The organism is Pseudomonas sp. PvP089, from assembly GCF_017875165.1.
Taxonomy (GTDB): Bacteria; Pseudomonadota; Gammaproteobacteria; order Pseudomonadales; family Pseudomonadaceae; genus Aquipseudomonas; species Aquipseudomonas fortuita.
Map to the genome: position 1 here is coordinate 5,077,851 of NZ_JAGGME010000001.1, position 24,819 is coordinate 5,102,669.

The 24,819-nt window shown below is 62.4% G+C and carries 22 protein-coding genes; 1 reads left to right on the forward strand and 21 read right to left on the reverse strand.

Annotated elements, in window-relative coordinates; genetic code table 11:
• Positions 1 to 18 precede the first annotated feature (18 nt).
• The 6 genes from J3A71_RS23180 to J3A71_RS23205 all read right to left on the reverse strand — a co-directional run bounded on the left by J3A71_RS23180 (position 19) and on the right by J3A71_RS23205 (position 5,110).
• A complete protein-coding gene (locus tag J3A71_RS23180; RefSeq protein ID WP_015269209.1) occupies positions 19 to 657 on the reverse strand; it encodes a protein-L-isoaspartate(D-aspartate) O-methyltransferase in 639 nt (212 codons plus the stop codon).
• A gap of 35 nt (positions 658 to 692) precedes the next feature.
• Positions 693 to 1,442, reverse strand: coding sequence for a 5'/3'-nucleotidase SurE (gene surE / locus J3A71_RS23185; protein WP_016485231.1), 750 nt, complete (start codon positions 1,440 to 1,442; stop codon positions 693 to 695).
• Positions 1,430 to 2,488: a tRNA pseudouridine(13) synthase TruD gene (truD, locus tag J3A71_RS23190; RefSeq protein WP_016485230.1), complete on the reverse strand. Its 1,059-nt coding sequence runs from the start codon at positions 2,486 to 2,488 to the stop codon at positions 1,430 to 1,432. The genes surE and truD overlap by 13 nt, the downstream gene beginning before the upstream one ends.
• A complete protein-coding gene (gene ispF / locus J3A71_RS23195; protein WP_016485229.1) occupies positions 2,485 to 2,958 on the reverse strand; it encodes a 2-C-methyl-D-erythritol 2,4-cyclodiphosphate synthase in 474 nt (157 codons plus the stop codon). The genes truD and ispF overlap by 4 nt, the downstream gene beginning before the upstream one ends.
• 176 nt (positions 2,959 to 3,134) lie before the next feature.
• Positions 3,135 to 3,989: an S-formylglutathione hydrolase gene (fghA, locus tag J3A71_RS23200; protein ID WP_209953326.1), complete on the reverse strand. Its 855-nt coding sequence runs from the start codon at positions 3,987 to 3,989 to the stop codon at positions 3,135 to 3,137.
• Positions 3,990 to 3,997: 8 nt separating this feature from the next.
• Positions 3,998 to 5,110 (reverse strand): S-(hydroxymethyl)glutathione dehydrogenase/class III alcohol dehydrogenase, encoded by a 1,113-nt coding sequence (locus J3A71_RS23205; protein ID WP_016485227.1) that lies wholly within the window; start codon positions 5,108 to 5,110, stop codon positions 3,998 to 4,000.
• A 107-nt stretch (positions 5,111 to 5,217) separates the two neighbouring features.
• Between J3A71_RS23205 and J3A71_RS23210 the strand changes: the two genes are divergently transcribed.
• Complete coding sequence (locus J3A71_RS23210) at positions 5,218 to 6,114, forward strand: LysR substrate-binding domain-containing protein (RefSeq protein ID WP_023048356.1); 897 nt, start codon at positions 5,218 to 5,220, stop codon at positions 6,112 to 6,114.
• 34 nt (positions 6,115 to 6,148) lie between these two features.
• Here J3A71_RS23210 and ispD read toward each other — a convergent pair whose 3' ends face one another.
• The 15 genes from ispD to bamA all read right to left on the reverse strand — a co-directional run bounded on the left by ispD (position 6,149) and on the right by bamA (position 24,747).
• A complete protein-coding gene (ispD, locus tag J3A71_RS23215; protein ID WP_023048357.1) occupies positions 6,149 to 6,856 on the reverse strand; it encodes a 2-C-methyl-D-erythritol 4-phosphate cytidylyltransferase in 708 nt (235 codons plus the stop codon).
• A complete protein-coding gene (gene ftsB / locus J3A71_RS23220) occupies positions 6,853 to 7,134 on the reverse strand; it encodes a cell division protein FtsB (protein WP_016485224.1) in 282 nt (93 codons plus the stop codon). The genes ispD and ftsB overlap by 4 nt, the downstream gene beginning before the upstream one ends.
• Before the next feature lie 168 nt (positions 7,135 to 7,302).
• A complete protein-coding gene (gene eno / locus J3A71_RS23225) occupies positions 7,303 to 8,592 on the reverse strand; it encodes a phosphopyruvate hydratase (RefSeq protein WP_016485223.1) in 1,290 nt (429 codons plus the stop codon).
• 153 nt (positions 8,593 to 8,745) lie between these two features.
• A complete protein-coding gene (gene kdsA, locus J3A71_RS23230; protein ID WP_209953329.1) occupies positions 8,746 to 9,591 on the reverse strand; it encodes a 3-deoxy-8-phosphooctulonate synthase in 846 nt (281 codons plus the stop codon).
• 3 nt (positions 9,592 to 9,594) lie between these two features.
• Positions 9,595 to 11,223 carry a CTP synthase gene (locus J3A71_RS23235; protein WP_016485222.1) on the reverse strand — a complete coding sequence of 543 codons (1,629 nt, stop codon included), beginning with the start codon at positions 11,221 to 11,223 and terminating at the stop codon, positions 9,595 to 9,597.
• 270 nt (positions 11,224 to 11,493) lie between these two features.
• On the reverse strand, positions 11,494 to 12,777 hold the full coding sequence (gene tilS / locus J3A71_RS23240) for a tRNA lysidine(34) synthetase TilS (protein ID WP_016485221.1): 1,284 nt from the start codon (positions 12,775 to 12,777) through the stop codon (positions 11,494 to 11,496).
• Between the two features lie 132 nt (positions 12,778 to 12,909).
• Positions 12,910 to 13,857, reverse strand: coding sequence for an acetyl-CoA carboxylase carboxyl transferase subunit alpha (gene accA, locus J3A71_RS23245; protein ID WP_024717683.1), 948 nt, complete (start codon positions 13,855 to 13,857; stop codon positions 12,910 to 12,912).
• Positions 13,858 to 13,964: 107 nt separating this feature from the next.
• Complete coding sequence (dnaE, locus tag J3A71_RS23250) at positions 13,965 to 17,489, reverse strand: DNA polymerase III subunit alpha (RefSeq protein ID WP_191087335.1); 3,525 nt, start codon at positions 17,487 to 17,489, stop codon at positions 13,965 to 13,967.
• A 210-nt stretch (positions 17,490 to 17,699) separates the two neighbouring features.
• Positions 17,700 to 18,323 carry a ribonuclease HII gene (rnhB, locus tag J3A71_RS23255; protein ID WP_209953331.1) on the reverse strand — a complete coding sequence of 208 codons (624 nt, stop codon included), beginning with the start codon at positions 18,321 to 18,323 and terminating at the stop codon, positions 17,700 to 17,702.
• Between the two features lies 1 nt (position 18,324).
• Positions 18,325 to 19,452: a lipid-A-disaccharide synthase gene (gene lpxB / locus J3A71_RS23260; RefSeq protein ID WP_016485217.1), complete on the reverse strand. Its 1,128-nt coding sequence runs from the start codon at positions 19,450 to 19,452 to the stop codon at positions 18,325 to 18,327.
• 1 nt (position 19,453) lies between these two features.
• Positions 19,454 to 20,230 (reverse strand): acyl-ACP--UDP-N-acetylglucosamine O-acyltransferase, encoded by a 777-nt coding sequence (lpxA, locus tag J3A71_RS23265; RefSeq protein WP_016485216.1) that lies wholly within the window; start codon positions 20,228 to 20,230, stop codon positions 19,454 to 19,456.
• A complete protein-coding gene (fabZ, locus tag J3A71_RS23270; protein ID WP_008094893.1) occupies positions 20,227 to 20,667 on the reverse strand; it encodes a 3-hydroxyacyl-ACP dehydratase FabZ in 441 nt (146 codons plus the stop codon). Before fabZ ends, lpxA begins: the two co-directional genes overlap by 4 nt.
• A 114-nt stretch (positions 20,668 to 20,781) precedes the next feature.
• Complete coding sequence (lpxD, locus tag J3A71_RS23275; protein WP_016485215.1) at positions 20,782 to 21,837, reverse strand: UDP-3-O-(3-hydroxymyristoyl)glucosamine N-acyltransferase; 1,056 nt, start codon at positions 21,835 to 21,837, stop codon at positions 20,782 to 20,784.
• A 1-nt stretch (position 21,838) separates the two neighbouring features.
• Complete coding sequence (locus tag J3A71_RS23280; protein ID WP_012270843.1) at positions 21,839 to 22,342, reverse strand: OmpH family outer membrane protein; 504 nt, start codon at positions 22,340 to 22,342, stop codon at positions 21,839 to 21,841.
• Between the two features lie 44 nt (positions 22,343 to 22,386).
• Positions 22,387 to 24,747, reverse strand: coding sequence for an outer membrane protein assembly factor BamA (gene bamA, locus J3A71_RS23285; protein ID WP_096425675.1), 2,361 nt, complete (start codon positions 24,745 to 24,747; stop codon positions 22,387 to 22,389).
• Between the last annotated feature and the right edge of the window lie 72 nt (positions 24,748 to 24,819).

Below are 24,819 nucleotides of genomic sequence, written 5' to 3' on the forward strand. Positions count from 1 at the left end.
CCCAGCTCGACGCTGCACTCAGGCCAGCGGGCCATTGAGCAGCGGCACGAAACGCACAGCACCCAGCACACGGCGGGAGAACCCATGCTCCTCGCGCACGATCAGCATCAGTTGCTGCGTTTCGCCGGCCGGCCCTACCGGTATGACCATGCGGCCACCGGGCGCCAGCTGGTCAAGCAGTGCCTGGGGGACTTCCGGCGCCACCGCAGTGACGATGATGCCGTTGTAAGGCGCCAGCGCCGGCCAGCCTTCACAACCATCGCCCCAGCGGAATACCACATTGCGCAGGTTCAGCTCCACCAGACGCTCCTTGGCACGGTCCTGCAGCACCTTGATACGTTCCACCGAGAAAACCCGCTCCACCAGCTGGGCCAGTATCGCCGTCTGGTAACCCGAGCCGGTGCCGATCTCCAGCACCTTGTCCAGCGGGCCGGCCTCTAGCAGCAGCTCGCTCATGTGGGCAACCATGAATGGCTGGGAGATGGTCTGGTTGTGGCCGATCGGCAGCGCGGTGTCTTCATAGGCACGATGCGCCAGTGCCTCGTCGACGAACAGGTGACGCGGGGTACGACGAATCACGTCGAGCACCTTGGTGTTCGACACCCCTTCTTCGCACAGGCGCTGGATCAGCCGCTCCCGGGTACGCTGGGAGGTCATGCCGATGCCACGCCGCAGCATATCGTCCTCGCGCATCAGAGCAGGCCCTCCAGCCAACCGTCGAGCTGCTCGAAGGCATCATTGAAGGTGCGGTCGAGCTGCAGCGGAGTGATCGAGACAAAGCCTTGCATCACCGCATGGAAGTCGGTGCCCGGGCCGCCATCTTCGGCATCACCGGCCACGGCGATCCAGTAGCCTTCCTTGCCGCGCGGGTTGACCACCTTGGTCGGTGCCGCCGCCCGCGCCCGGTGACCGAGGCGGGTCAGCTGGATGCCACGGATGTGCTCCAGCGGCAGGTTGGGGATATTGACGTTGAGTACGGTGCGTGGCGGCAGCACCAGGCGCGACTGTGCCTCGACCAGGCGACGGGCGATGTAGGCCGCCGTCGGCAAGTTGTCCGGCTGGCGCGACAACAGCGAAAACGCCAGCGACGTGCCACCAAGGAAACGGCCTTCCAACGCTGCGGCGACCGTACCGGAGTACAACACGTCATCACCCAGGTTGGCACCGAGGTTGATCCCCGACACCACCATGTCCGGCGCCTGCGGCAACAGCCCATTAAGCCCCAGGTGCACACAGTCGGTCGGTGTGCCGTTGAGGCTGATGAAGCCGTTGGCCAGGGTCTGCGGGTGCAGTGGCCGGTCCAGCGTCAGCGAACTGCTGGCGCCGCTCTTGTCTTGGTCCGGGGCAATCACCGCGCACTCGGCGTAATCCGCCAGCGCAGCGTGCAGCGCGGCGATGCCGGGTGCGGTGACACCGTCGTCGTTCGAAATCAGAATACGCATGGGCTGTCCGTCTGCCCTGCCGACACCAGATCCACGACCTCGCGCACCACCACGGTGGCGAAGCATCCGGCCGGCAGGACGAATTCCAGTTGCAGGATATCAGGCTCGGGATAATGCCATGTCAGGCCGCCAATAGGGAGCCGCAAAATACGCCGTTCGTGATCCATGCCCGCCTGGGCCAACCAATGACAAAGTGCCTGTTGCCGCTCGCCCACGGCATTTTCCAGCTGCGCGGTGGCGCCGCCTGCGGGCGAACTGCCCTCGCCCCACATCGGGCCGGTCGGATGCAGGTCGAGAATCGCCAGACGTGGGTCGGCGCATTCCGCCTCACCGGCCGGGAAGAAGCTACGGCTGTCGGTGAACGCCAGCAAGTCGCCGACCTGGGCCTGCGCCCAGCTACCTTCGGCGACACGTGCAGCCAGCACCTGATTGAACAGGTAGCTGCGCCCGGCCGAAAGCAACCGCGAACGCACGTTACGCTGCTCGGGCAACGCCTTGCGCGCGGCCCAGTCGAGGGCATCATGGACGTTGCCCCCGCCGTGGCCGAAACGCTGGGTGCCGAAATAGTTGGGCACACCGTGCTGCTTGAGCTGTGCCAGGCGGGCATCCACAGCCTGGTGGTCAGCAGCAAGGGCTGTCAGGCGCAGGGTGAAGCCGTTGGCCGAATGCGCGCCACGCTGCAGCTTGCGTTGGTGGCGCACCTGCTTGAGCACGCGCAGGCTGGCATCTTCAGCACGCGACAGGTCCGGGTCGGCCTTGCCCGGCAGGTGCAGGCTGAACCACTGACGGGTCAGGGCCTGACGGTCCTTGAGCCCGGCGTAGCTGATAGCGCGCGCCGGCACGCCTGCGGCGCGCGCCAGGCGACGGGCGGCCTCTTCAGTGTTCAAGTCGCGCTTTTCGACCCACAGCCACAGGTGCTCACCCTGGCCGGACAGCGGAATGTCCAGCACTTCGTCAACCTGGAAGTCTTCAGCCACTGCCTTGAGGACGGCGGTGCCCAAGGGTTCGCCCGATGCGCGCGGGCCCAGCAGTTCCTGCTCGGTCATGCTGGCAGCAGCAGGGCGACCGAATGCACGGCAATCCCCTCCTCACGGCCAGTGAAGCCCAGCTTTTCAGTGGTGGTGGCCTTGACGTTGACCTGGTCGCGTTCAACCTGCAGGTCTTCGGCGATCAGCTGGCGCATGGTTTCGATGTGCGGGGCCATCTTCGGCGCCTGGGCGACGATGGTGGCGTCGACATTGCCGACCTTCCAGCCCTTGGCCTTGACGATGCCGACCACATGGCGCAGCAGCACGCGGCTGTCGGCGCCCTTGAATTGTGGGTCGGTGTCGGGGAAGTGCTTGCCGATGTCGCCCAGCGCCGCAGCGCCCAGCAAGGCATCGCTCAGGGCGTGCAGCAGCACGTCGCCGTCGGAATGGGCCAGCAGGCCGTATTTGTGGGGGATACGCACCCCGCCCAGGGTAATGAAATCACCGTCGCAGAACCGGTGCACATCGTAGCCATGGCCAATACGCATAGAAAAACGCCCTGAATGAGTCAGGGCGTGATTCTACCTGCTTTTGCAGCATTGGGGCTGCTTCGCAGCCCATCGCCGGCAAGCCAGCGCCCACCTGGCCCCCATGGCCCTGGAGCCATGCACAGTACCCGTGGGCGCTGGCTTGCCGGCGATGGGGCAAACACCCCAGCTACGCCTTACACCCGCCCCAGTGCCACCGCATGATGGCGCAGGTGATCTTCGATGAAGCTGGCAATGAAGTAGTAGCTGTGGTCATAGCCCGGCTGCAAACGCAGGGTCATTTCATGGCCCCCTTTTCGCGCTGCCTGCTCCAGCGCTTCAGGCTTGAGCTGCTTCTCGAGGAAGTCGTCACGGTCGCCCTGGTCAACCAGCAAGGGCGGGCATTCGCCGGCCGGTGTTTCAGCCAGCAGGACGCTGGCATCCCACTCGCGCCAGCGCGCTCGGTCTTCACCCAGGTAGCGGCTGAAAGCCTTCTCGCCCCAGGCGCAATCCATCGGGTTGCTGATGGGCGAGAACGCCGACACCGAGCGGTAGCGCCCCGGGTTGCGCAAGGCGCACACCAGCGCGCCATGCCCACCCATTGAGTGGCCGCTGATGCTGCGCTCGCCCGAAGCCGGGAAGTGCGCCTCGATCAGCGCCGGCAACTCCTCCACCACATAGTCATGCATGCGGTAATGCTGGGCCCAGGGTTGCTGGGTGGCGTTGAGGTAGAAGCCGGCCCCCAGGCCGAAGTCCCAGGCGCCATCCGGGTCGCCCGGCACCTGTTCGCCACGCGGGCTGGTGTCGGGAGCCACGATGATCAGCCCAAGCTCAGCTGCCATGCGCTGGGCGCCGGCCTTCTGCATGAAGTTCTCGTCGGTGCAGGTGAGGCCGCTAAGCCAGTACAGCACCGGCAGCTTCTCGCCCTGCTCGGCCTGCGGCGGCAAGTACACGGCAAACACCATGTCGCAACCCAGCACCTTGGAGTGATGCCGGTAACGCTTGTGCCAGCCGCCAAAGCTCTTCTGGCAGGAGATGTTATCCAGGCTCATGGCACACCTCAGAAGTGGATCACGCTGCGGATGCTCTTGCCTTCATGCATCAGGTCGAAGGCTTTGTTGATGTCTTCCAGGCCCATGGTATGGGTGATGAAGGTATCCAGCGGAATCTCGCCCTTTTCGGACATTTCCACGTAGCTCGGCAGCTCGCTGCGGCCACGCACGCCGCCGAACGCCGAACCACGCCAGACGCGCCCGGTGACCAGCTGGAACGGACGGGTGGCAATTTCCTGGCCGGCACCGGCTACACCGATGATTACCGACTCGCCCCAGCCCTTGTGGCAGCATTCCAGAGCAGCGCGCATCAGTTGCACGTTGCCGATGCACTCGAAGGAGAAGTCCACGCCACCGTCGGTGAGGTCGACGATCACTTCCTGGATCGGGCGGTCGTAGTCTTTCGGGTTGATACAGTCGGTGGCACCCAGTTGGCGGGCAATCTCGAACTTGGCCGGGTTGATGTCGATGGCGATGATGCGCGCGGCCTTGGCCTTGACCGCACCGATCACCGCCGACAGGCCGATGCCGCCCAGGCCGAAGATGGCCACGGTGTCACCCGGCTTGACCTTGGCGGTGTTGAGCACCGCGCCGATACCGGTGGTGACGCCACAGCCCAGCAGGCAGACTTTTTCCAGTGGGGCTTCTTTCTGGATCTTGGCCACGGAGATTTCCGGCAGCACGGTGTACTCGGAGAAGGTCGAGGTGCCCATGTAGTGGAACAGCTGCTGGCCCTTGTACGAGAAGCGCGTGGTGCCGTCCGGCATCAGGCCCTTGCCCTGGGTAGCACGAATGGCCTGGCACAGGTTGGTCTTGCCCGACAGGCAGAACTTGCACTTGCCGCATTCCGGGGTGTACAGCGGGATCACGTGGTCGCCGACGGCCACCGAGGTCACGCCCTCGCCTACCGCTTCGACGATCGCGCCGCCTTCGTGGCCGAGGATCGACGGGAAGATGCCTTCCGGGTCAGCACCCGACAGGGTGTAGGCATCAGTGTGGCAGACACCACTGGCGACCACACGCAGCAGCACTTCCCCGGCCTTGGGCATGGCCACGTCGACTTCGACGATTTCCAAGGGTTTTTTGGCTTCGAAGGCTACAGCAGCACGGGACTTGATCATCAAAGCTCTCCAAATAGAGGGGCGATTCAGTCTCACAGTGTAATTCACCGCCTTTTGATGAATAATCCGGCCAAAGACAAAACATTATTGCCACACAGGGATAATCCATGAGCAGCCGCTGGGAAGGCATCGACGAATTTGTCGCGGTGGCAGAATCGGGCCAGTTCACTGCAGCCGCCGAACGCCTGGGGGTTTCGTCGTCGCACATCAGCCGGCAAATCGCCCGTCTGGAAGAGCGCCTGCAGACCCGCCTGCTGTATCGCAGCACGCGTCGGGTAACCCTGAGCGAGGCCGGGCAGACCTTTTTGCAGCATTGCCAGCGTTTGCAGGATGGCCGCGAAGAAGCCCTGCGCGCCATGGGCGACCTGGCCAGCGAGCCCAAGGGCTTGCTGCGCATGACCTGCGCGGTAGCCTACGGCGAGCGCTTCATCGTGCCGCTGGTGACACGGTTCATGGCGCTGTACCCCCAGTTGCGGGTGGATGTGGAACTGAGCAACCACACACTCGACCTGCTGCATGAAGGCATGGACCTGGCCATTCGCCTGGGCCGCCTTGCCGACTCTCGGCTAGTGGCCACTCGCCTGGCGCCGCGACGCATGTACCTGTGCGCCTCGCCGGCCTACCTGGAGCGTTACGGCCGGCCGCACAGCCTGTCGGAACTGGCGCGGCACAATTGCCTGGTGGGCAGTTCGGACTTGTGGGCGCTGCAGCAGGACGGCCGCGAGATCAGCCAGCGAATACAGGGCAACTGGCGCTGCAACAGTGGCCAGGCGGTGCTGGATGCGGCGCTGCAAGGGATAGGGTTGTGTCAGTTGCCGGATTACTACGTGCTGGAGCACCTGAACAGCGGTGCGCTGGTGTCCTTGCTTGAGGCGCACCAGCCGCCAAATACGGCAGTGTGGGCGCTGTATCCGCAGCAGCGGCACCTGTCACCGAAGGTGCGGCGACTGGTGGATTACCTGAAGGAAGGGTTGGCGGGGTTGCCGGAATATCGCGGGATCTGATGGCAAAGGGGGCCGCAGAGCGGACCCGGCGATTTCAGCGCCTACCCGCCCAGCGTTGGCGCAACCATTCCAGGTCTTCGGGCCGGGTCACCTTGATATTGTCACTGCGCCCTTCCACCAGCCGCGGCGCCTGGCCGGACCATTCGATGGCAGAAGCCTCATCGGTCACCACCACATCCGACACCAGGCACTCGGCCAGCGCCCGGTGCAACGCCCCCAGGCGGAACATCTGCGGGGTATACGCCTGCCAGATGGTACTGCGGTCCACGGTAGCGCTCACCCGGCCATTGCTGTCGGCACGCTTGAGGGTGTCACGCGCCGGCACCGCCAGCAGGCCACCCACCGGGTCGTCCGCCAGCTCCGACAACAACTTGTCCAGGTCGCTGCGCGCAAGGTTTGGCCGCGCGGCATCGTGCACCAGCACCCAGTCGCTGTCCGAGGCCCCCTGGGCATGCAGTAACAGCAAAGCGTTGAGCACCGAGTCGGCGCGCTCACGCCCGCCCGCCGCGCGCTGGATGCGCGAGTCGCTGGCACAACGCAGGGCCGGCCAGTACGGGTCATCTTCAGCTAGGCTGACCACCACGCCGTTGAGCGCCGAGTGGCCAAGAAAACAGTCGAGGCTGTGCTCGAGCAGGGTCCGCCCGGCCAGCTCCAGGTATTGCTTGGGGCGGTCGGCAGCCATGCGGGCACCTACGCCCGCAGCAGGAATCACGGCCCAGAAGGCCGGCAACGTATCGATCATTTCTGTGGCAACTGGAAGAGGGTTTCGCCCTCTTTGACCATTCCCAATTCGTGGCGAGCCCGCTCTTCAACGGTCTCCATGCCTTTTTTCAGCTCCAGCACTTCGGCATCGAGCACACGGTTACGCTCGAGCAGGCGCTCGTTCTCGGCATGCTGCTCGGCAATCTGCTGCTTCAGCTCGGTCACTTGCGCCAGGCTGCCACTACCCACCCACAGGCGGTACTGCAGGCCACCCAGCAGCAGGAGCAGGACGAGGAACAACCAATAAGGACTGCGCATCTAGGTATCCAGGTTAAAAAGACCGCCGCACACTATGCATTTCGGGGTCTCAAATAGCACGAAGCCTGGCCGAGGCCAGGCTTCGTAGACAGAAACCCGTTGGAACGCAGTAAAGTTCAGTAAGAACGTTCCTACAGCTCCGGCTGCTGTCTTTTTACCATCTCTTGCTTAGCCGCGAAACTCGGCACGACCACGGTAAACCGCTTTGGCACCCAGTTGCTCTTCGATGCGCAGCAGTTGGTTGTACTTGGAAACGCGATCGGAACGGCACAGCGAACCGGTCTTGATCTGACCGGCAGCGGTACCCACGGCCAGGTCGGCAATGGTCGAATCTTCGGTTTCACCGGAACGGTGCGAGATCACCGCGGTGTAGCCCGCAGCCTTGGCCATCTGGATGGCTTCCAGGGTTTCGGTCAGCGAGCCGATCTGGTTGAACTTGATCAGGATCGAGTTACCGATGCCCTTCTCGATGCCTTCTTTGAGGATCTTGGTGTTGGTCACGAACAGGTCGTCGCCAACCAGCTGTACCTTCTCGCCGATCTTGTCGGTGAGGATCTTCCAGCCAGCCCAGTCGGACTCGTCCAGGCCGTCTTCGATCGAGATGATCGGGAAGCGCTCGGTCAGGCCTTTCAGGTACTCGGCGAAGCCTTCGGCATCGAACGACTTGCCTTCACCAGACAGGTTGTACTTGCCGTCTTCGTAGAATTCGGAAGCCGCGCAGTCCAGGGCCAGGGTCACATCGGTGCCCAGCTTGTAGCCGGCCTTTTCAACGGCTTCAGCGATGGCGCCCAGGGCGTCTTCGTTGGATGCCAGGTTAGGGGCGAAGCCACCTTCATCACCTACGGCGGTGTTCAGGCCACGGGCCTTCAGCACGGCTTTGAGGTGGTGGAAGATTTCGGTACCCATGCGCAGGCCGTCGGAGAAGGTCTTGGCGCCAACCGGCTGAACCATGAACTCCTGGATATCGACGTTGTTGTCGGCGTGCTCGCCACCGTTGATGATGTTCATCATCGGAACCGGCATCGAGTACTGGCCTGGGGTGCCGTTCAGGTTGGCGATATGCGCGTACAGCGGCAGGTCCTGGTCCTGGGCAGCGGCCTTGGCGGCAGCCAGGGAAACAGCCAGGATGGCGTTGGCGCCCAGTTTGGCCTTGTTCTCGGTACCGTCCAGTTCGATCATGGCGCGGTCCAGGGCCTTCTGGTCCGAAGGGTCCTTGCCCAGCAGCAGCTCACGGATCGGGCCGTTGATGTTGCCGACGGCTTTCAGCACGCCCTTGCCCAGGTAACGGCTCTTGTCGCCATCACGCAGCTCCAGCGCTTCGCGCGAGCCGGTGGAAGCACCGGACGGCGCGCAAGCGCTGCCGATGATGCCGTTGTCGAGCAGTACATCGGCTTCCACGGTGGGGTTGCCACGCGAATCGAGAACTTCACGACCTTTGATGTCGACGATTTTTGCCATTGTTGTAAGCACTCCAGAATTGACGAAAACAACCTAGCTTAAGAAATTCTTGCCGTTCACCAGGCGGGTTTGCAGTGGGCAGGCCGGGTGAAGGGAGCCCCTGACCGATTGGTCAGGGGTGGATCGGGCGCTACTTTACCCGAGAAATGAGCTTTACGCGGTTTCTACCGTCGGAAAACTTTTTACCAGGTCATCCAGTTGCTTGAGCTGGGCCAGGAATGGCTCCAGTTTGTCCAGGCGCAGGGCGCATGGGCCATCGCACTTGGCGTTGTCCGGGTCGGGGTGGGCTTCAAGGAACAGGCCGGCCAGCCCCTGGCTCATGCCTGCCTTGGCCAGGTCGGTGACCTGGGCGCGACGGCCGCCGGCGGAATCGCTACGGCCACCCGGCATCTGCAGGGCGTGGGTCACGTCAAAGAATACCGGATACTCGAACTGCTTCATGATGCCGAAGCCGAGCATGTCCACCACCAGGTTGTTGTAGCCGAAGCTAGAACCGCGCTCGCAGAGGATCAACTGGTCGTTACCGGCCTCTTCGCACTTGGCCAGGATATGTTTCATTTCCTGGGGGGCGAGGAACTGGGCTTTCTTGATGTTGATCACCGCGCCGGTCTTGGCCATGGCAACCACTAGGTCGGTCTGCCGCGACAGGAAGGCCGGCAGCTGGATGATGTGGCATACCTTGGCAACAGGCTCGGCCTGGTAAGGCTCGTGCACATCGGTGATCACCGGCACGTTGAAGGTGCGCTTGATCTCTTCGAAGATCTTCAGCCCTTCTTCCATGCCCGGACCACGATAGGACGTTACCGACGAACGGTTGGCCTTGTCGAAACTCGCCTTGAACACGTACGGGATACCGAGCTTCTCGGTCACCCGCACGTACTCTTCGCAGACCTTCATTGCCAGGTCACGGGACTCCAGGACGTTCATGCCGCCGAACAGGACGAACGGCTTGTCGTTGGCGATCTCGATGTTACCGACGCGAATGATCTTCTGGGTCATTGATCAGGCCTTGTTCTTCTGAGCCAGGGCTGCCTTGACGAAACCACTGAACAGCGGGTGGCCGTCACGCGGGGTGGAGGTGAATTCCGGGTGGAACTGGCAGGCGACGAACCATGGGTGGTCCTTGGACTCGACCACTTCCACCAGCGCACCGTCTTCGGAACGACCGGAAACCACCAGGCCAGCATCGACCAGTTGCGGCAGCAGGTTGTTGTTCACTTCGTAGCGGTGACGGTGACGCTCGGTGATCACGTCCTTGTTGTAGCAGTCGTGCACCTTGGAGCCGGCGGCCAGTTGGCAATCCTGTGCGCCCAGGCGCATGGTGCCGCCCAGGTCGGAAGCCTCGGTACGGGTTTCGACGGCGCCGGTGGCATCTGCCCACTCGGTGATCAGGCCGACCACCGGGTGGCCGCTGTTGCGGTCGAATTCGGTGGAGTTGGCGTCTTTCCAGCCCATCACGTTACGGGCAAACTCGATCACGGCCACCTGCATGCCCAGGCAGATGCCCAGGTACGGTACTTTGTTCTCACGGGCATACTGCACCGCGGTGATCTTGCCTTCCACGCCACGCAGGCCGAAACCGCCCGGCACCAGAATGGCGTCGGCGCCCTCGAGCAGGCTGGTACCCTGGTTCTCGATGTCTTCCGAGTCGATATAGCGCAGGTTTACCTTGGTGCGGTTGGTGATGCCGGCGTGGCTCATCGCTTCGATCAGCGACTTGTACGCATCCAGCAGCTCCATGTACTTGCCGACCATGGCGATGGTCACTTCATGCTCCGGGTTGAGCTTGGCATCGACCACTTTGTCCCACTCGGACAGGTCGGCACCATTGCACTGCAAGCCGAAACGTTCGACGACGAAGTCGTCCAGGCCCTGAGCGTGCAGCACGCCCGGGATCTTGTAGATGGTGTCGACATCTTCCAGCGAAATTACCGCACGCTCTTCAACGTTGGTGAACAGCGCAATCTTGCGACGTGACGAGGCATCGACCGGGTGGTCGGAGCGGCAGATCAGCACGTCAGGCTGCAAGCCGATGGAGCGCAGCTCCTTGACCGAGTGCTGGGTCGGCTTGGTCTTGGTTTCGCCAGCGGTGGCGATGTACGGGACCAGGGTCAGGTGCATCAGCATGGCGCGCTTGGAGCCCACTTCGACGCGCAGCTGGCGGATCGCCTCAAGGAACGGCTGCGACTCGATGTCACCCACGGTACCGCCGATTTCCACCAGGGCCACGTCGGCATCGCCGGCACCCTTGATGATGCGACGCTTGATTTCGTCGGTGATGTGCGGAATGACCTGGATGGTCGCGCCCAGATAGTCACCACGACGCTCTTTACGTAGCACGTGCTCGTAAATGCGACCGGTGGTGAAGTTGTTGTTCTGGGTCATGGTGGTGCGGATGAACCGCTCGTAGTGGCCCAGGTCGAGGTCAGTCTCGGCGCCATCCTGGGTGACGAACACTTCCCCGTGCTGGAACGGGCTCATGGTGCCCGGGTCGACGTTGATGTACGGATCCAGCTTGAGCATGGTGACCTTCAGGCCCCGCGCTTCCAGGATGGCCGCCAGGGAAGCCGAGGCAATGCCTTTCCCCAATGAAGAAACAACACCGCCCGTGACGAATATGTAGCGCGTCATGAAAAACCCTAGAAGTCTGCGTTAAGGCGGCCAGCGCCGCCGGAGAAAGCGAAGGAAGGCCGAAGCCCCCGATCACCTGCGTCAATCACAGTGCATCTCGAAAAACTGTCGCGTCTGTACAGACCAGGGGTATCCCCGGCATGGAGCTCGCTCGTCATTTCCAGAATTCAGCCCAGCAAAAAACTGCTTGGTAATCGGCAACCCCTGTGTTTTCGCGGAAGCCACAGAAGTTGTATCAAGAAGGGAGGGTAGTCTACCGGAATGTACCCTTCATCTCAAACCTTGCGCGCTGGTCGGCAACTGCCAATGCAGCTGGCAATCCGCCTGCACCAGCCCGGGCAGGTTGGCCACCGCCAGCAGGCGCCCGCCCTGATAGAGCAATGGCAGGCGCGGACGCAGGAAATGCGGCACCTGCTGCTCATTGAGCAGGCGCTTGAGGTCGCGCTGGCCGCGCCCTGGGACCTCCAGCCTTTCGCCGCCCTGGCGGTAGGCAATGCGCAGGCCAGCCAGCGGCCCGGCGACATCAAGACGCACCCTGCCGTTTCCTGGCAGCACCAGGGCAGCAGCTGAATTGAGCCAGGCTAGTTCGCCGACAGGCTGCTGCAACCAGTCGCCGCTCAGCCACCAGATGCGACCTTGGCTGCGCACCAGCTCCCCATCGGCAAGCCGCCAGACGGGCTGGGCATCGGCGGCGGCATCGCGCAGGTCGCCCCAGCCAGCCCAATGCCGGGCGTCGGGCAGACGGGTGCGCCGGCTCAGCCAATATTGAACGGCATTACGCTGACGGGCCGGCGACAGCGTCACCAGGGCGGCCAGGTCGAGGGATTCCAGCCCCGACCAGGCAAGGGGCGCGCCTTCTTGCGCAGCCGCCAGGTCGCTCTGGGCCAGTTCGTCCAGAAGGCCCAGCGCTTCACCCAGGTGCTCGGCGGCACGAGCGAAGTTCTGGCCGGCCTGCGGCCAACGTTGCTGCAAGTGCGGGAACACCTCGCCACGCAGGTAGTTGCGGGCAAACTGTGTGTCGCTATTCGAAGGGTCTTCAATCCATGCAAGCCCGTTCACCCGGGCATAGTCATGCAGTTGCTGGCGTGAACAACCCAGCAACGGCCTGATCAGGCTGCCCTGCCCTAGCGCCCGCTGCGCAGGCATCGCCGCCAGGCCACGCAGGCCGGCGCCGCGCAACAGGCGGAACAACAGCGTTTCAGCCTGGTCGTCGCGGTGCTGCCCGGTAAACAGCATGTCGCCTGGGCCCAAGGCTTGCTCGAAAGCGGCATAGCGAGCGTTGCGGGCAGCCTGTTCGAGGCTGGCGCCGGGAGTGACCTGGACGTGAATGACCTGAAGTTCGATGCCAAAGTTGTCGCAGATGGCTTGGCAGTGGGCAGGCCAGGCGTCGGCCGCGGCTTGCAGGCCGTGGTGGATATGGATGGCGCGCAGCGGGGGGGAAGCGTGGTTGCGGGCGTGGGTGGCCAGCAGGTGCAGGAGGACGGTGGAGTCGAGACCACCGGAGAAGGCTATGTACCAGGTGGGGGCTTGCAGCCAGGGGGTGAGGTTGATCATGAGGGCCTCACATGGCTTGAGAGTGCCGGGGGGGCTTTGCACCCCATTCGCCGGCAAGCCAGGCTCCCACAAAGCTCACCGTGGGAGCCCGGCTTGCCGGCGAATGGGCCGCAGAGCGGCCCCTTGGGTATGTCAGAGGCCGTAGCTCATCAGGCGCTCGTAACGGCGAGCCAGCAGCGCGTCGTTGTCCAGCTTGCCGAGCATGTCCAGCTGCTGTATCAGGTCAGCGCGGATGCTTTCCGACACTTTCACCGGGTCACGATGGGCGCCGCCCAACGGCTCCTGGATGACCTTGTCGACGATGTTCAGGCTCTTCAGGCGCTCGGCAGTGATGCCCATTGCCTCGGCTGCGTCGCACGCCTTGTCGGCAGTCTTCCACAGGATCGAAGCGCAACCTTCCGGCGAGATCACCGAGTAGGTGGAGTATTGCAGCATGTTCAGCTGGTCACACACGCCGATCGCCAGTGCACCGCCAGACCCGCCCTCACCGATCACGGTGGCGATGATCGGGGTTTTCAGGCGCGCCATCACGCGCAGGTTCCAGGCGATTGCCTCGCTCTGGTTGCGCTCTTCGGCGTCGATGCCCGGGTAGGCACCCGGGGTGTCGATGAAGGTCAGGATCGGCATCTTGAAGCGCTCGGCCATTTCCATCAGGCGGCACGCCTTGCGGTAGCCCTCCGGGCGCGGCATGCCGAAGTTGCGGCGTACCTTTTCGCGCACTTCACGGCCCTTCTGGTGGCCGATGACCATGACCGGCTTGCCATCCAGGCGCGCGGTACCACCTACGATGGCGGCGTCGTCGGAGAAGTGGCGGTCACCGTGCAGCTCTTCGAACTCGGTGAAGATGTGCTCCAGGTAGTCCAGGGTGTAAGGACGACGCGGGTGACGTGCCAGGCGGGCGATCTGCCAGCTGGTCAGGTTGCCGAAGATGCTTTCGGTCAGTGTGTTGCTCTTGTCTTGCAGACGGGCAATTTCATCGCTGATGTTCAGCGAATTGTCGTTGCCTACCAGGCGCAGGCCTTCGATCTTGGCTTGCAGGTCGGCAATCGGCTGTTCGAAATCGAGAAAATTCGGGTTCATAGTCATCCGTCTTGGGTCTACGGCCAGGCGGCCGGCCGGTTGATCCGTTTGGCGCCATACCTTAAGGGATCAGGCGCATTCAGGTCGAGATTAAATTTTTGGTCGGTTCAACGATATTGCAGGAAGACGTTCTCACGCCCGAACTGGTCACGCAGCGCCTGAATCAGCCCGTCGGCCGGGTCGATCGACCACTGCTCACCGAACTGCAGCATGGCCTTGGCGTCGCTGCCGGTGTACTCCAGGGTAATCGGGCAAGCACCGCGATGGCGCGTGATCAGCTCGCCCAGCCACTTCAGCCGGTCGCCTTTCAGCGCCTCGTGTGCCACCTTCAGGCGCAGGCTCTCGGCCAGCTTGGTGCGCGCATCTTCCATGGTCATCACCTGCTTCACCCGCAGGCGCAGGCCACCCGAAAAGTCATCGTTGCTGACCTCGCCTTCGACAACCACCATGGCATCGGCCTGCAGCAAAGACTGTGCCGCCATGAAGGAATCAGCGAACAGGGAGGCCTCGATGCGGCCGGAACGGTCATCCAGAGTGACGAAGCCCATCTTGTCGCCCTTCTTGTTCTTCATCACCCGCAGGGCAATGATCATGCCGGCGATAGTCTGGGTCTCGCGCGACGGTTTGAGGTCAATGATGCGCTGACGGGCGAAGCGGCGGATCTCTGCCTCGTACTCGTCGATCGGGTGACCGGTGAGGTACAGGCCCAAGGTGTCCTTCTCGCCCTTCAGGCGCTCCTTGAGGGTGAGCTCGCGCACCTTGCGGTGATTGGCATAGACATCGACTTGCGCTTCATCGAACATGCTGCCAAACAGGTCGACATGGCCACTGTCCGCCGTATGGGCTGCCTGCTCGGCTGCCTTGATGGCTTCGCCCAGCGCCGAGAGCAAAGTTGCACGGTTGATGTCGATGTTGGCCTGGTAGGCCTTGATCTCGTCATGGAAGTGCGGGCCCAGGCGGTCCAGTGCGCCGCTGCGCACCAGCGCATCCAGGGTGCGCTTGTTCACCCGCTTGAGGTCGATGCGTTCACAGAAATCGAACAGGTCCTTGAACGGCCCGCCTTGGGCGCGGGCCTCGACAATGGCCTCCACCGGGCCTTCGCCGACGCCTTTGATCGCGCCCAGACCGTAGACGATTCGGCCGTCGTTGTTGACGGTGAACTTGAAGTCGGAGAAGTTCACGTCGGGCGCGTCGAGGCGCAACTTCATGCTGCGGACTTCTTCTACCAGCACAACCACCTTGTCGGTGTTATGCATATCCGCCGACAGCACGGCAGCCATGAACGGCGCCGGGAAGTGGGTTTTCAGCCAGGCCGTCTGGTAGGACACCAGGCCATAGGCGGCGGAGTGGGATTTGTTGAAGCCATACCCCGCAAACTTTTCCACCAGATCAAAGATGTTACCGGCCAGGTCGGCATCGATGCCGTTGTTGGCGCAACCTTCGATGAAACCACCACGCTGCTTGGCCATTTCCTCGGGCTTTTTCTTACCCATGGCCCGGCGCAGCATGTCCGCACCACCGAGGGTGTAGCCCGCCATCACCTGGGCGATCTGCATCACCTGTTCCTGGTACAGGATGATGCCATAGGTAGGCGCCAGCACCGGCTGCAGGCCTTCATACTGGTAATCCGGGTGCGGATAGGCCAGCTCGGCACGGCCGTGCTTACGGTTGATGAAGTCGTCCACCATGCCCGACTGCAACGGGCCCGGGCGGAACAGCGCCACCAGTGCGATAAGGTCCTCGAGGCAGTCGGGTTTGAGCTTCTTGATCAGCTCCTTCATGCCCCGGGATTCAAGCTGGAACACCGCCGTTGTTTCTGCTTTTTGCAGCAACTCGTACGTCTTGCGGTCATCCAGCGGGATGAAGTCGATGTTCAGATCGGGCAGGTTCTTCTTGGCCTGCTCGCGGTTGATGATCTCCATCGCCCACTTGATGATGGTCAGGGTACGCAGGCCGAGGAAGTCGAACTTGACCAGGCCGGCGGCCTCGACGTCGTCCTTGTCGAACTGGGTGACCAGGCCGCCGCCCTCTTCATCACAGGCGATCGGCGAAAAATCGGTGAGCTTGGTCGGCGCGATAACCACACCACCGGCGTGCTTGCCGGTACCCCGGGTGACGCCTTCCAGCTTCAGCGCCATGTCCCAGATTTCGCGGGCGTCCTCGTCACCCTTGAGGAAGTCGCGCAGAATTTCTTCCTGCTCGTAGGCCTTCTCCAGGGTCATGCCCACTTCGAACGGGATCATCTTGGACAGGCGGTCGGCCAGGCCGTAGGACTTGCCCTGCACCCGCGCCACGTCACGCACCACCGCCTTGGCGGCCATGGTGCCAAAGGTGATGATCTGGCTGACCGCATTGCGCCCGTAGGCATCGGCCACATATTCGATCACCCGGTCCCGGCCGTCCATGCAGAAGTCGACGTCAAAGTCGGGCATGGAAACACGTTCAGGGTTGAGGAAGCGCTCGAAGAGCAAGTCGTAGGCCAGCGGGTCGAGGTCGGTGATCTTCAGCACGTAGGCCACCAGCGAGCCTGCACCCGAACCACGGCCAGGTCCCACCGGCACGCCGTTGTTCTTGGCCCACTTGATGAAGTCCATCACGATCAGGAAGTAACCGGGGAAGCCCATCTGGATAATGATATCCAGCTCGAATTTCAGGCGGTCCAGGTACACCTGGCGCTTCTCTTCGTAATTGGGCGTGGTGTCTTTGGGCCACAGTACCGCCAGGCGCTCTTCCAGGCCTTCGTGGGAAACGTGACGCAGGTAATCGTCGATGCCCATGCCGTTCGGCGTAGGAAAGTCGGGCAGGAAGTGTTTGCCCAGTTGCACCTGGATGTTGCAGCGCTTGGCGATCTCGACGGTGTTGGCGATGGCATCAGGCAAGTCGCTGAACAGCTCGGCCATTTCCTCGGCCGATTTCAGGTACTGCTGGTCACTGTAGCCACGCGGGCGGCGCGGGTCATCAAGGGTCCAGCCTTCACCAATGCACACGCGGGTTTCGTGGGCGTCGAAGTCCGCTTGCTTGATGAAACGCACGTCGTTGGTGGCCACCAGCGGGGCACCAAGCTTGTCGGCCAGCGCCACCGCCGCGTGCACGTATTCCTCGTCGCGAGCGCGGTTGGTGCGCTGTACTTCAACGTAGAAGCGCTCGGGGAACATGCCCATCCAGTCTTGCAGCAAGGCCTGGGCTTCTTCGTCCCGGCCGGACAACAAGGCCATGCCGATATCGCCTTCCTTGCCCGCTGAAAGGGCAATCAGGCCCTCGCTGGCAGGGGCGATCCAGTCCCGCTGAAGAATGACCAGGCCGTTACGCTGGCCTTCGGTCCAGCCGCGCGAGATCAACTCGGTGAGGTTGCGGTAACCCTTGGGGTCCATGGCCAGGAAGCAGATGCGCGACAGCGGGGCTTCCGGGTCGGCACCGGCCAGCCACAGGTCGGCACCACAGATCGGCTTAATGCCCGCGCCCATGGCCGTCTTGTAGAACTTCACCAGCGAGCACATGTTGCTCTGGTCGGTGATCGCCACCGCCGGCATGTTCATCCCGGCCAGCGCCTTGGCCAGCGGTTTGATCCGCACCAGGCCGTCGACCAGCGAGAATTCGGAGTGGACGCGCAGGTGAACGAAGGGAACCGACATGGAAGATCCTGTAGCAGTGCTTAACGACAAGGGCGGGATTGTAGCTCAAATGGGGAAGAGATTTGGGGCTGCTTGCACCCTCCCTGCAGGAGCAGCCATGTGCTGCGAAGAGGCCAGTACCGGCGTAGCAACTGCATTTACCTGACTGGCCCTTTCGTAGCACAAGGCTGCTCCTACAAGAGCGAAAGGGCCGCGAAGGGCCCTGGCAGGTCAGATCAGGGAATCGGCGACGCCTTCGCGTGCTTCCCAGGCCGCCCGCACCGGGGCAAAGGAACGCCGATGAATGGGCGTAGGCCCCAACCGCGCCAACGCCTCAAGGTGCACCGGGGTCGGGTACCCCTTGTGCCCACCCATGCCATACCCGGGGTAGATCAGCTCGAACGCGCTCATCTCACGGTCACGGCTGACCTTGGCCAGGATCGAGGCAGCCGCAATAGCCGGCACCTGGCTATCGCCTTTGACCACCGGCGACGCCGGAACGGCCAGCTTCGGGCAGCGGTTGCCATCGATCAAGGCCAGTTTCGGCGTAATGTGCAGGCCTTCCACCGCGCGCTGCATGGCCAGCATTGTGGCCTGCAGGATGTTCAAGCGGTCGATTTCTTCGACCTCGGCACGGGCGATGCAGAAGCTCAGGGCCTTTTCACAGATCTCGTCGAACAACGCCTCGCGCTTGGCTTCGGTGAGTTTCTTCGAGTCGTTCAGGCCGAGGATCGGGCGCGCCGGATCAAGGATTACCGCCGCCGTTACCACCGCACCGCACAGCGGGCCGCGGCCGACTTCGTCGACGCCGGCGACCAGGTCCTCGACCAGGTTGAAGTCCAGTCCAATTTGCATGTCAGCGGTCCTTGAGCAAGGCCAGTACCGCCTCGGCCGCCTGGTTGGAGGCGTCACGGCGCAGGGTGCGGTGAATTTCGTCGAAACGTTCGGTCTGCTGGCTGCCATCGCGCACCAGCGGCGCGAGGGTGTTGGCCAGGGCATCGCTGGTGGCGGCGTCCTGCAACAATTCGGGCACCAGTTCGCGCTGGGCGAGCAGGTTCGGCAATGACACGTAAGGGCTCTTGACCAGGCGCTTGAGGATCCAGTAGGTCAAGGGCGCCAAACGGTAGGCTACCACCATGGGGCGCTTGTACAGCAGCGCTTCGAGGGTGGCGGTACCCGAGGCGATCAAGACCGCATCACAGGCTGCCAGCGCCTGGTGCGACTGGCCATCGAGCAGGGTCAGCGGCAGTTGCCGGCCTTCGAGCATGTGTTCAACCTGGGCACGACGCGCGGCGTTGGCGCAGGGCAGCACGAAGTGCACGCCCGGTACCTGCTGCTGCAGACGCTCGGCAGCGTCAAGGAACAACGCCCCCAGGCGCCCTACTTCGCCGCCCCGGCTGCCGGGCATCAGCGCAACCACCGGGCCCGCGCCCAGGCCAAGCGCAGCACGTGCTGCAAGGCGGTCGGCTTGCAGGGGTATGGTGTCGGCCAGCGGATGACCGACAAAACGCACCGGCACGCCCTGCTCTTCATAGAACCGCGCCTCGAACGGCAGCAGCGTCAGCATCAGGTCGCAGCCTTCGCGAATTTTCAGCACGCGCTTCTGCCGCCAGGCCCAGACCGACGGGCTGACGTAATGCACGGTCTTGATCCCGACCTGACGCAGTTTCAGTTCGATGTTGAGGGTGAAGTCAGGGGCGTCAATGCCGATGAAGACATCGGGCTTTGCGTCGATCAGTGTCTGGATCAGCAGCTTGCGGCGCTTGAGCAGCTCGCGCAGGCGCCCCAGCACTTCGACCAGGCCCATGACCGCCAGGCGCTCCATGGGGAAGTACGATTGCAGGCCTTCGGCTTCCATCAAAGGGCCGCCAACGCCAATGAAACGTACATCGGGGTGGCGCGCCTTGAGGGCACGCATCAAGCCTGAACCAAGGATATCGCCGCTGGCCTCACCCGCGACCAAGGCTACGCAAAGCGGGGCCATGTCAGCGGGTGATGCCGCGGGCGGAGTTCACGATCGACTGACGGAACAGTTCGACCTCAGGGTGCTTCGCAGCCATCTCGGCCAGCTCCTTGAGCGCGTCTTCGACGGTCAGGCTCTGACGATAGACAATCTTGTAGCAACGACGCAGTACGTGAATCACCTCGTCGCTGAAACCGCGGCGGCGCATGCCTTCGAAGTTCATGCTGCGGGCTTCGGCCGGGCTGCCGAACACGGTGACGAAGGCCGGGACGTCCTTGCCGATTGCCGTGCCCATGCCGGAAAACGCGTGGGCACCGATATGACAATACTGATGCACCAGGGTGTAGCCGGACAGGATCGCCCAGTCCCCCACATGCACATGGCCTGCCAGGGCCGTGTTATTGACCAGGATGCAGTGGTTGCCGATGACGCTGTCGTGGCCGATGTGGGCATAAGCCATGATCAGGTTATGGTCGCCCACGGTGGTTTCCGCACGGTCCTGAACGGTGCCGCGGTGAATGGTCACCCCTTCGCGGAACACATTGTGATCACCGATCACCAGGCGCGTCGGCTCCCCCTTGTACTTGAGGTCCGGGGTATCTTCGCCGATGGAGGAAAACTGAAAGATACGGTTGTGCTTGCCGATACGGGTCGGCCCTTTGAGCACAACATGCGGGCCGATAACGGTACCCTCCCCGATTTCCACATCGGGGCCAACGATCGACCAAGGGCCGACCTCGACACCATCGGCCAGCTTGGCCGACGGATCGATAATGGCCCGAGGATCAATCGAATTCATAGGGAGCGTTCCGCGCATGTGATCTGTGCCGAGCAAACCGGCTTGCCGTCCACCAGCGCGCGGCATTCGAATTTCCAGATCATGCTCTTGCGGCTCAGGAACTTGGCTTCCAGCACCAACTGGTCACCCGGCAGTACCGGCTGACGGAAACGCAGCTTGTCGGAACCGACGAAGTAATACAGGGTGCCATCAGCCGGCTTGGCATCGAGCATCTTGAAACCGAGGATGCCTGCCGCCTGGGCCATGGCTTCGATGATCAAAACGCCCGGCATGATCGGGTGCGCCGGGAAATGGCCGTTGAAGAACGGCTCGTTGATGCTGACATTCTTGTAGGCACGAATGCTCTGGGCCTCGAAGTCCAGATCCGTCACCCGGTCCACCAGCAGGAACGGGTAACGGTGAGGCAGGTATTCGCGAATCTCGTTGATGTCCATCATTTCGGGGGGGAAGCCTGTAATAAGAATAGGGAGCGCAGGTGCTGAACACACGCTCCTTTAGCAATCCAAAGAGGAGCCAGCTAGCGACTGTTCACTCTTGCTCAGGGAATGGTATCAGCCTTCTGATGTCGGCAGGCCACCTGAGGTCACGGTATCGACGCGTTTTTCCAGCTGCTGGAGGCGCTTGGCCATGTCATCAAGCTGGCGGATACGCGCAGCGCTCTTGCGCCAGTCAGCCAAAGGCTGCATGGCAGTGCCGGATGAATAGGAACCGGGTTCAGTGATCGAACGGGTTACCATTGTCATCCCGGAAATAAATACGTTATCGCAAATATCAATGTGCCCTACCAGGCCCACGCCCCCGGCCAGCATGCAATGCTTGCCGATACGCGTACTGCCGGAAATGCCCACACAAGCGGCCATGGCCGTATGGTCACCAATCTGCACGTTGTGGGCGATCTGGATCTGGTTGTCGAGCTTGACCCCGTCACCGATTCGCGTGTCGGACAGCGCACCACGGTCGACGGCAGTATTGACGCCGATTTCCACGTCATCACCAATGGTGACGCCACCGATCTGGGCGATCTTGCGCCAGATACCCTTCTCATTGGCAAAGCCGAAGCCCTCGCCGCCGATCACAGCACCCGACTGGATGACCACGCGCTTGCCGATGACGACGTCGTGATACAACGTAACACGCGGCGCCAGCCAGCCCCCTTCACCTACAACGCAACGTGCACCGACGAAGCAATGCGCGCCGATGCTGACATCAGCCTCGATGCGCGCACCGCTTTCGATCACCGCGAACGGGCCGATACTGGCGCTTGCGTCCACCTGCGCGTCCCCAGCCACCACGGCGCTGGGATGGATTCCCGCCACAGCCTTGGGTTTGGGGTCGAACAGGTGGGAAATACGCGCATACGCCTGGTACGGGTCGGCCACAATCAGGGCATTGCCAGCGAAGCTTTCGGCATCCGCAGCCTTGAGCAATACCGCACCCGCCTGGCAGTTATCCAGGTACTTGCGGTACTGCGGGTTGGCGAGGAAGCTCAATTGACCGGGGCCAGCCTCCTGCAAGGTGGCCAGCCCGGTAATCTGCAATGCCTCGGGCCCCTTGAGGGTGGCACCGAGGGCCTCGGCCAGCTGGCCTAGCGTCATGGTCACACTCATATCAACGGGCTTGGTTCATGCGCTCGATGACCTGGCGGGTGATGTCGTACTGAGGCTTGACATCGATGACCGCGCCACGCTCGAGGACCAGGTCGAAACCGCCTTTCTTGATCACTTCCTCGACAGCGCCATCCAGCTTCGGCTTCAGTTGCTTGAGCATGTCGCGATCAGCAACGGCCTTGGCTTCGTTCAGCTCCTTGGACTGGAACTGGAAGTCACGGGCCTTTTGCTTGAACTCGAGCTCCAGGCGCTCACGCTCCTGCTGCTGCATCTTGTCACCGCCTTTGATCAGGCGGTCCTGGATGCCCTTGGCGCTGCTTTCGAGGCTTTTCAGCTTGGTCAGTTGCGGGCCGAACTTCTTCTCGGCATCAACCGCGTATTTCTTGGCGGCATCCGACTCGAGCAGTGCCATCTGATAGTTCAGGACGGCAACCTTCATTTCGGCGAATGCCGGGGTGGCGACCAGCGCCGCGGCCACTACGGCCAGTTGAGCCAATTTACGCACGATGCACTCCTGGATAAACCGTTGTCGTTAAGCAAGGGCCGACCTTAGAAGGTCTGGCCCAGAGAGAATTGGAACACCTGGGTATCGGCATCGTCCGGCTTCTTGACCGGCATTGCCAGGCTGAAGCTCAACGGGCCCAGTGCGGTAATCCAGGTCACACCCAGGCCGACCGAACTGGCCATACCCGAGAAGCCGACCTTTTCGCAATCAGGTTTGTTGCCGCAGTTGGTGTCGAACACGTTACCCACGTCCCAGAACACGGAGGTGCGCAGCGAACGCTGGTCCTTGACGAACGGCAGCGGGAACAGCAGCTCGACACCGCCCTGTACCAGCACGTTGCCACCGAACGGCAGCGGATCCTGATCCGGGTCACGGATGGTGCCAGGTTTACCGCCTTCGTCTGCACCTTTACTCGGCGTGCTACGCGGGCCCAGGCTGCTGTCCTTGAAGCCGCGCACGGAGTTGAAGCCACCTGCGAAGTAGTTCTCGTAGAACGGCAGGCCCGAAGTGCTGCCATAACCATCACCATAGCCCAGCTCGGTGTGCAGGCGCAGGGTGTAGTCGTTGTTGATCGGCTGGAACAACTGGCCACGGTAGTCCAGCTTGAAGAACGACAAGTCGCTGCCAGGAATGGTGGATTCCAGGGTCAGGCTTTGCGAGTGACCACGGGTGGCCAGCACGCCTTTGTTCAGGGTCGACTCGGACCAGCCAATCGATGCCTTGAAGTTCAGGAAGTTTTCGCCCTCCTGATCGAGGAAGTCGAAGATCTCGTCAACGGTGTACTTGCCGGTCTTGATCTTGTCCTGCTGCACGCTCAGGCCGTATGTCAGGCGCGAGGTCTCGCTGATCGGGTAGCCCAGGCTGACGCCTGCACCCAGGCTGTCCACTGCGTAGCTGGCCACGTCGACGTCGAGGTCGTCGTAGTTGGTGCTGCGGTAGAAGGCGTTGTAACCCAGGCTGACGCCATCGGCAGTGAAGTAGGGGTCCACGAAGCCGAAGTTGTAGCGGGTCTGATATTCCGAGCGGGTCAGCCCGATGGACACCTTGTTACCGGTACCGAGGAAGTTGCTCTGGCTGATCGAACCCCCGAGGATCAGGCCGGCGCTCTGGGCGAAACCGACGCTGGCGGTGATCGAGCCGGAGGCTTGCTCTTCGACGCTGTAGTTGACGTCGACCTGGTCGTCAGTACCTGGTACTGGCGGGGTCTCGACGTTGACTTCCTTGAAGAAGCCCAGGCGCTCCAGACGGGTCTTGGACTGGTCGATCAGGTAGGTCGAAGCCCAGCCACCTTCCATCTGGCGCATTTCGCGGCGCAGCACTTCGTCTTCGGTCTTGGTGTTGCCGCGGTAGTTGATGCGGTTGACGTAGGCACGCTTGCCCGGGTCGACCACGAACATGATGTCGACCGTGTGGTCCTGGTCGTTGGGCTGCGGCACGCCGTTGACGTTGGCGAAGGTGTAGCCTTCGTTACCCAGGCGGCGGGTGATCAGCTCGGACGTGGTGGTCATCACCTTGCGCGAGAACACCTGGCCCGGCTGCACCAGCAACAGCGACTTGACCTGGTCTTCTGGCACTTTCAGGTCACCGGACAGCTTCACGTCGCGAACGGTGTACTTCTCGCCTTCGTTGATGTTGACGGTGATGTAGACGTGTTTCTTGTCCGGCGTGATGGACACCTGGGTGGAGGCGATGTCCATGTTGATGTAGCCGCGGTCCAGGTAGTAGGAACGCAGGCGCTCCAGGTCACCGGACAGTTTTTCGCGGGCATACTTGTCGTCGTTCTTGAAGAACGACAGCCAGTTGGTGGTCTTCAGCTCGAACAACTGGCCCAGGGTTTCATCATCGAACACGTTGTTGCCAACGATGTTGATGTGCTGGATGGCAGCAACGGTGCCTTCGTTGATCTTGATCTTCAGTGCCACACGGTTGCGCGGCTGCGGCACCACTTCGGCGTCAACCTCGGCCGAGTAGCGGCCTTGGGCCACGTACTGGCGCTGCAGCTCGTTACGCACACCTTCGAGGGTGGCGCGCTGGAAGATCTCGCCTTCGGCCAGGCCCGATTGCTTCAGGCCCTTCATCAGGTCGTCGGTGCTGATGGCCTTGTTGCCTTCGATCTCGATGCTCGACACCGACGGGCGCTCCACCACGTTGATGATCAGCACATTGCCATCGCGGTTCAGCTGGATGTCCTGAAAGAAGCCGGTCTTGAACAGGGAACGGGTCGAGTCCACCAGGCGGCGATCATCGGCCTGGTCGCCGACGTTCAGCGGCAAGGCACCGAAAACACTGCCAGCGGACACCCGCTGCAGGCCGTTGACGCGAATATCGGAGATGGTGAAGGACTCGGCGTGAACTTCAGCGATCATCAGTGCGGACATGACCGCAGTTAGCAGCAGACGTTTCATGAAGTCCTTTTATTCCAACTGGCAATAAACAACCTGCCGCGAAAAAGCGGCAGGTTCGCAATTGAGCGAAGC

Excerpts from the sequence above, each read along its gene's own strand:
- accA (WP_024717683.1), bottom strand. The coding sequence starts at position 13,857 with ATGAACCCGAATTTTCTCGATTTCGAACAGCCGATTGCCGACCTGCAA.
- J3A71_RS23235 (WP_016485222.1), bottom strand. The coding sequence starts at position 11,223 with ATGACGCGCTACATATTCGTCACGGGCGGTGTTGTTTCTTCATTGGGG.
- ispD (WP_023048357.1), bottom strand. The coding sequence starts at position 6,856 with ATGATCGATACGTTGCCGGCCTTCTGGGCCGTGATTCCTGCTGCGGGC.
- J3A71_RS23205 (WP_016485227.1), bottom strand. The coding sequence starts at position 5,110 with ATGATCAAGTCCCGTGCTGCTGTAGCCTTCGAAGCCAAAAAACCCTTG.
- lpxD (WP_016485215.1), bottom strand. The coding sequence starts at position 21,837 with ATGAGTGTGACCATGACGCTAGGCCAGCTGGCCGAGGCCCTCGGTGCC.
- ispF (WP_016485229.1), bottom strand. The coding sequence starts at position 2,958 with ATGCGTATTGGCCATGGCTACGATGTGCACCGGTTCTGCGACGGTGAT.
- surE (WP_016485231.1), bottom strand. The coding sequence starts at position 1,442 with ATGCGTATTCTGATTTCGAACGACGACGGTGTCACCGCACCCGGCATC.
- J3A71_RS23210 (WP_023048356.1), top strand. The coding sequence starts at position 5,218 with ATGAGCAGCCGCTGGGAAGGCATCGACGAATTTGTCGCGGTGGCAGAA.
- eno (WP_016485223.1), bottom strand. The coding sequence starts at position 8,592 with ATGGCAAAAATCGTCGACATCAAAGGTCGTGAAGTTCTCGATTCGCGT.
- bamA (WP_096425675.1), bottom strand. The coding sequence starts at position 24,747 with ATGAAACGTCTGCTGCTAACTGCGGTCATGTCCGCACTGATGATCGCT.
- lpxB (WP_016485217.1), bottom strand. The coding sequence starts at position 19,452 with ATGGCCCCGCTTTGCGTAGCCTTGGTCGCGGGTGAGGCCAGCGGCGAT.
- rnhB (WP_209953331.1), bottom strand. The coding sequence starts at position 18,323 with ATGCAAATTGGACTGGACTTCAACCTGGTCGAGGACCTGGTCGCCGGC.
- dnaE (WP_191087335.1), bottom strand. The coding sequence starts at position 17,489 with ATGTCGGTTCCCTTCGTTCACCTGCGCGTCCACTCCGAATTCTCGCTG.
- fghA (WP_209953326.1), bottom strand. The coding sequence starts at position 3,989 with ATGAGCCTGGATAACATCTCCTGCCAGAAGAGCTTTGGCGGCTGGCAC.
- ftsB (WP_016485224.1), bottom strand. The coding sequence starts at position 7,134 with ATGCGCAGTCCTTATTGGTTGTTCCTCGTCCTGCTCCTGCTGCTGGGT.
- tilS (WP_016485221.1), bottom strand. The coding sequence starts at position 12,777 with ATGATCAACCTCACCCCCTGGCTGCAAGCCCCCACCTGGTACATAGCC.
- kdsA (WP_209953329.1), bottom strand. The coding sequence starts at position 9,591 with ATGACCCAGAAGATCATTCGCGTCGGTAACATCGAGATCGCCAACGAC.
- lpxA (WP_016485216.1), bottom strand. The coding sequence starts at position 20,230 with ATGAATTCGATTGATCCTCGGGCCATTATCGATCCGTCGGCCAAGCTG.
- fabZ (WP_008094893.1), bottom strand. The coding sequence starts at position 20,667 with ATGATGGACATCAACGAGATTCGCGAATACCTGCCTCACCGTTACCCG.
- J3A71_RS23180 (WP_015269209.1), bottom strand. The coding sequence starts at position 657 with ATGACCTCCCAGCGTACCCGGGAGCGGCTGATCCAGCGCCTGTGCGAA.
- truD (WP_016485230.1), bottom strand. The coding sequence starts at position 2,488 with ATGACCGAGCAGGAACTGCTGGGCCCGCGCGCATCGGGCGAACCCTTG.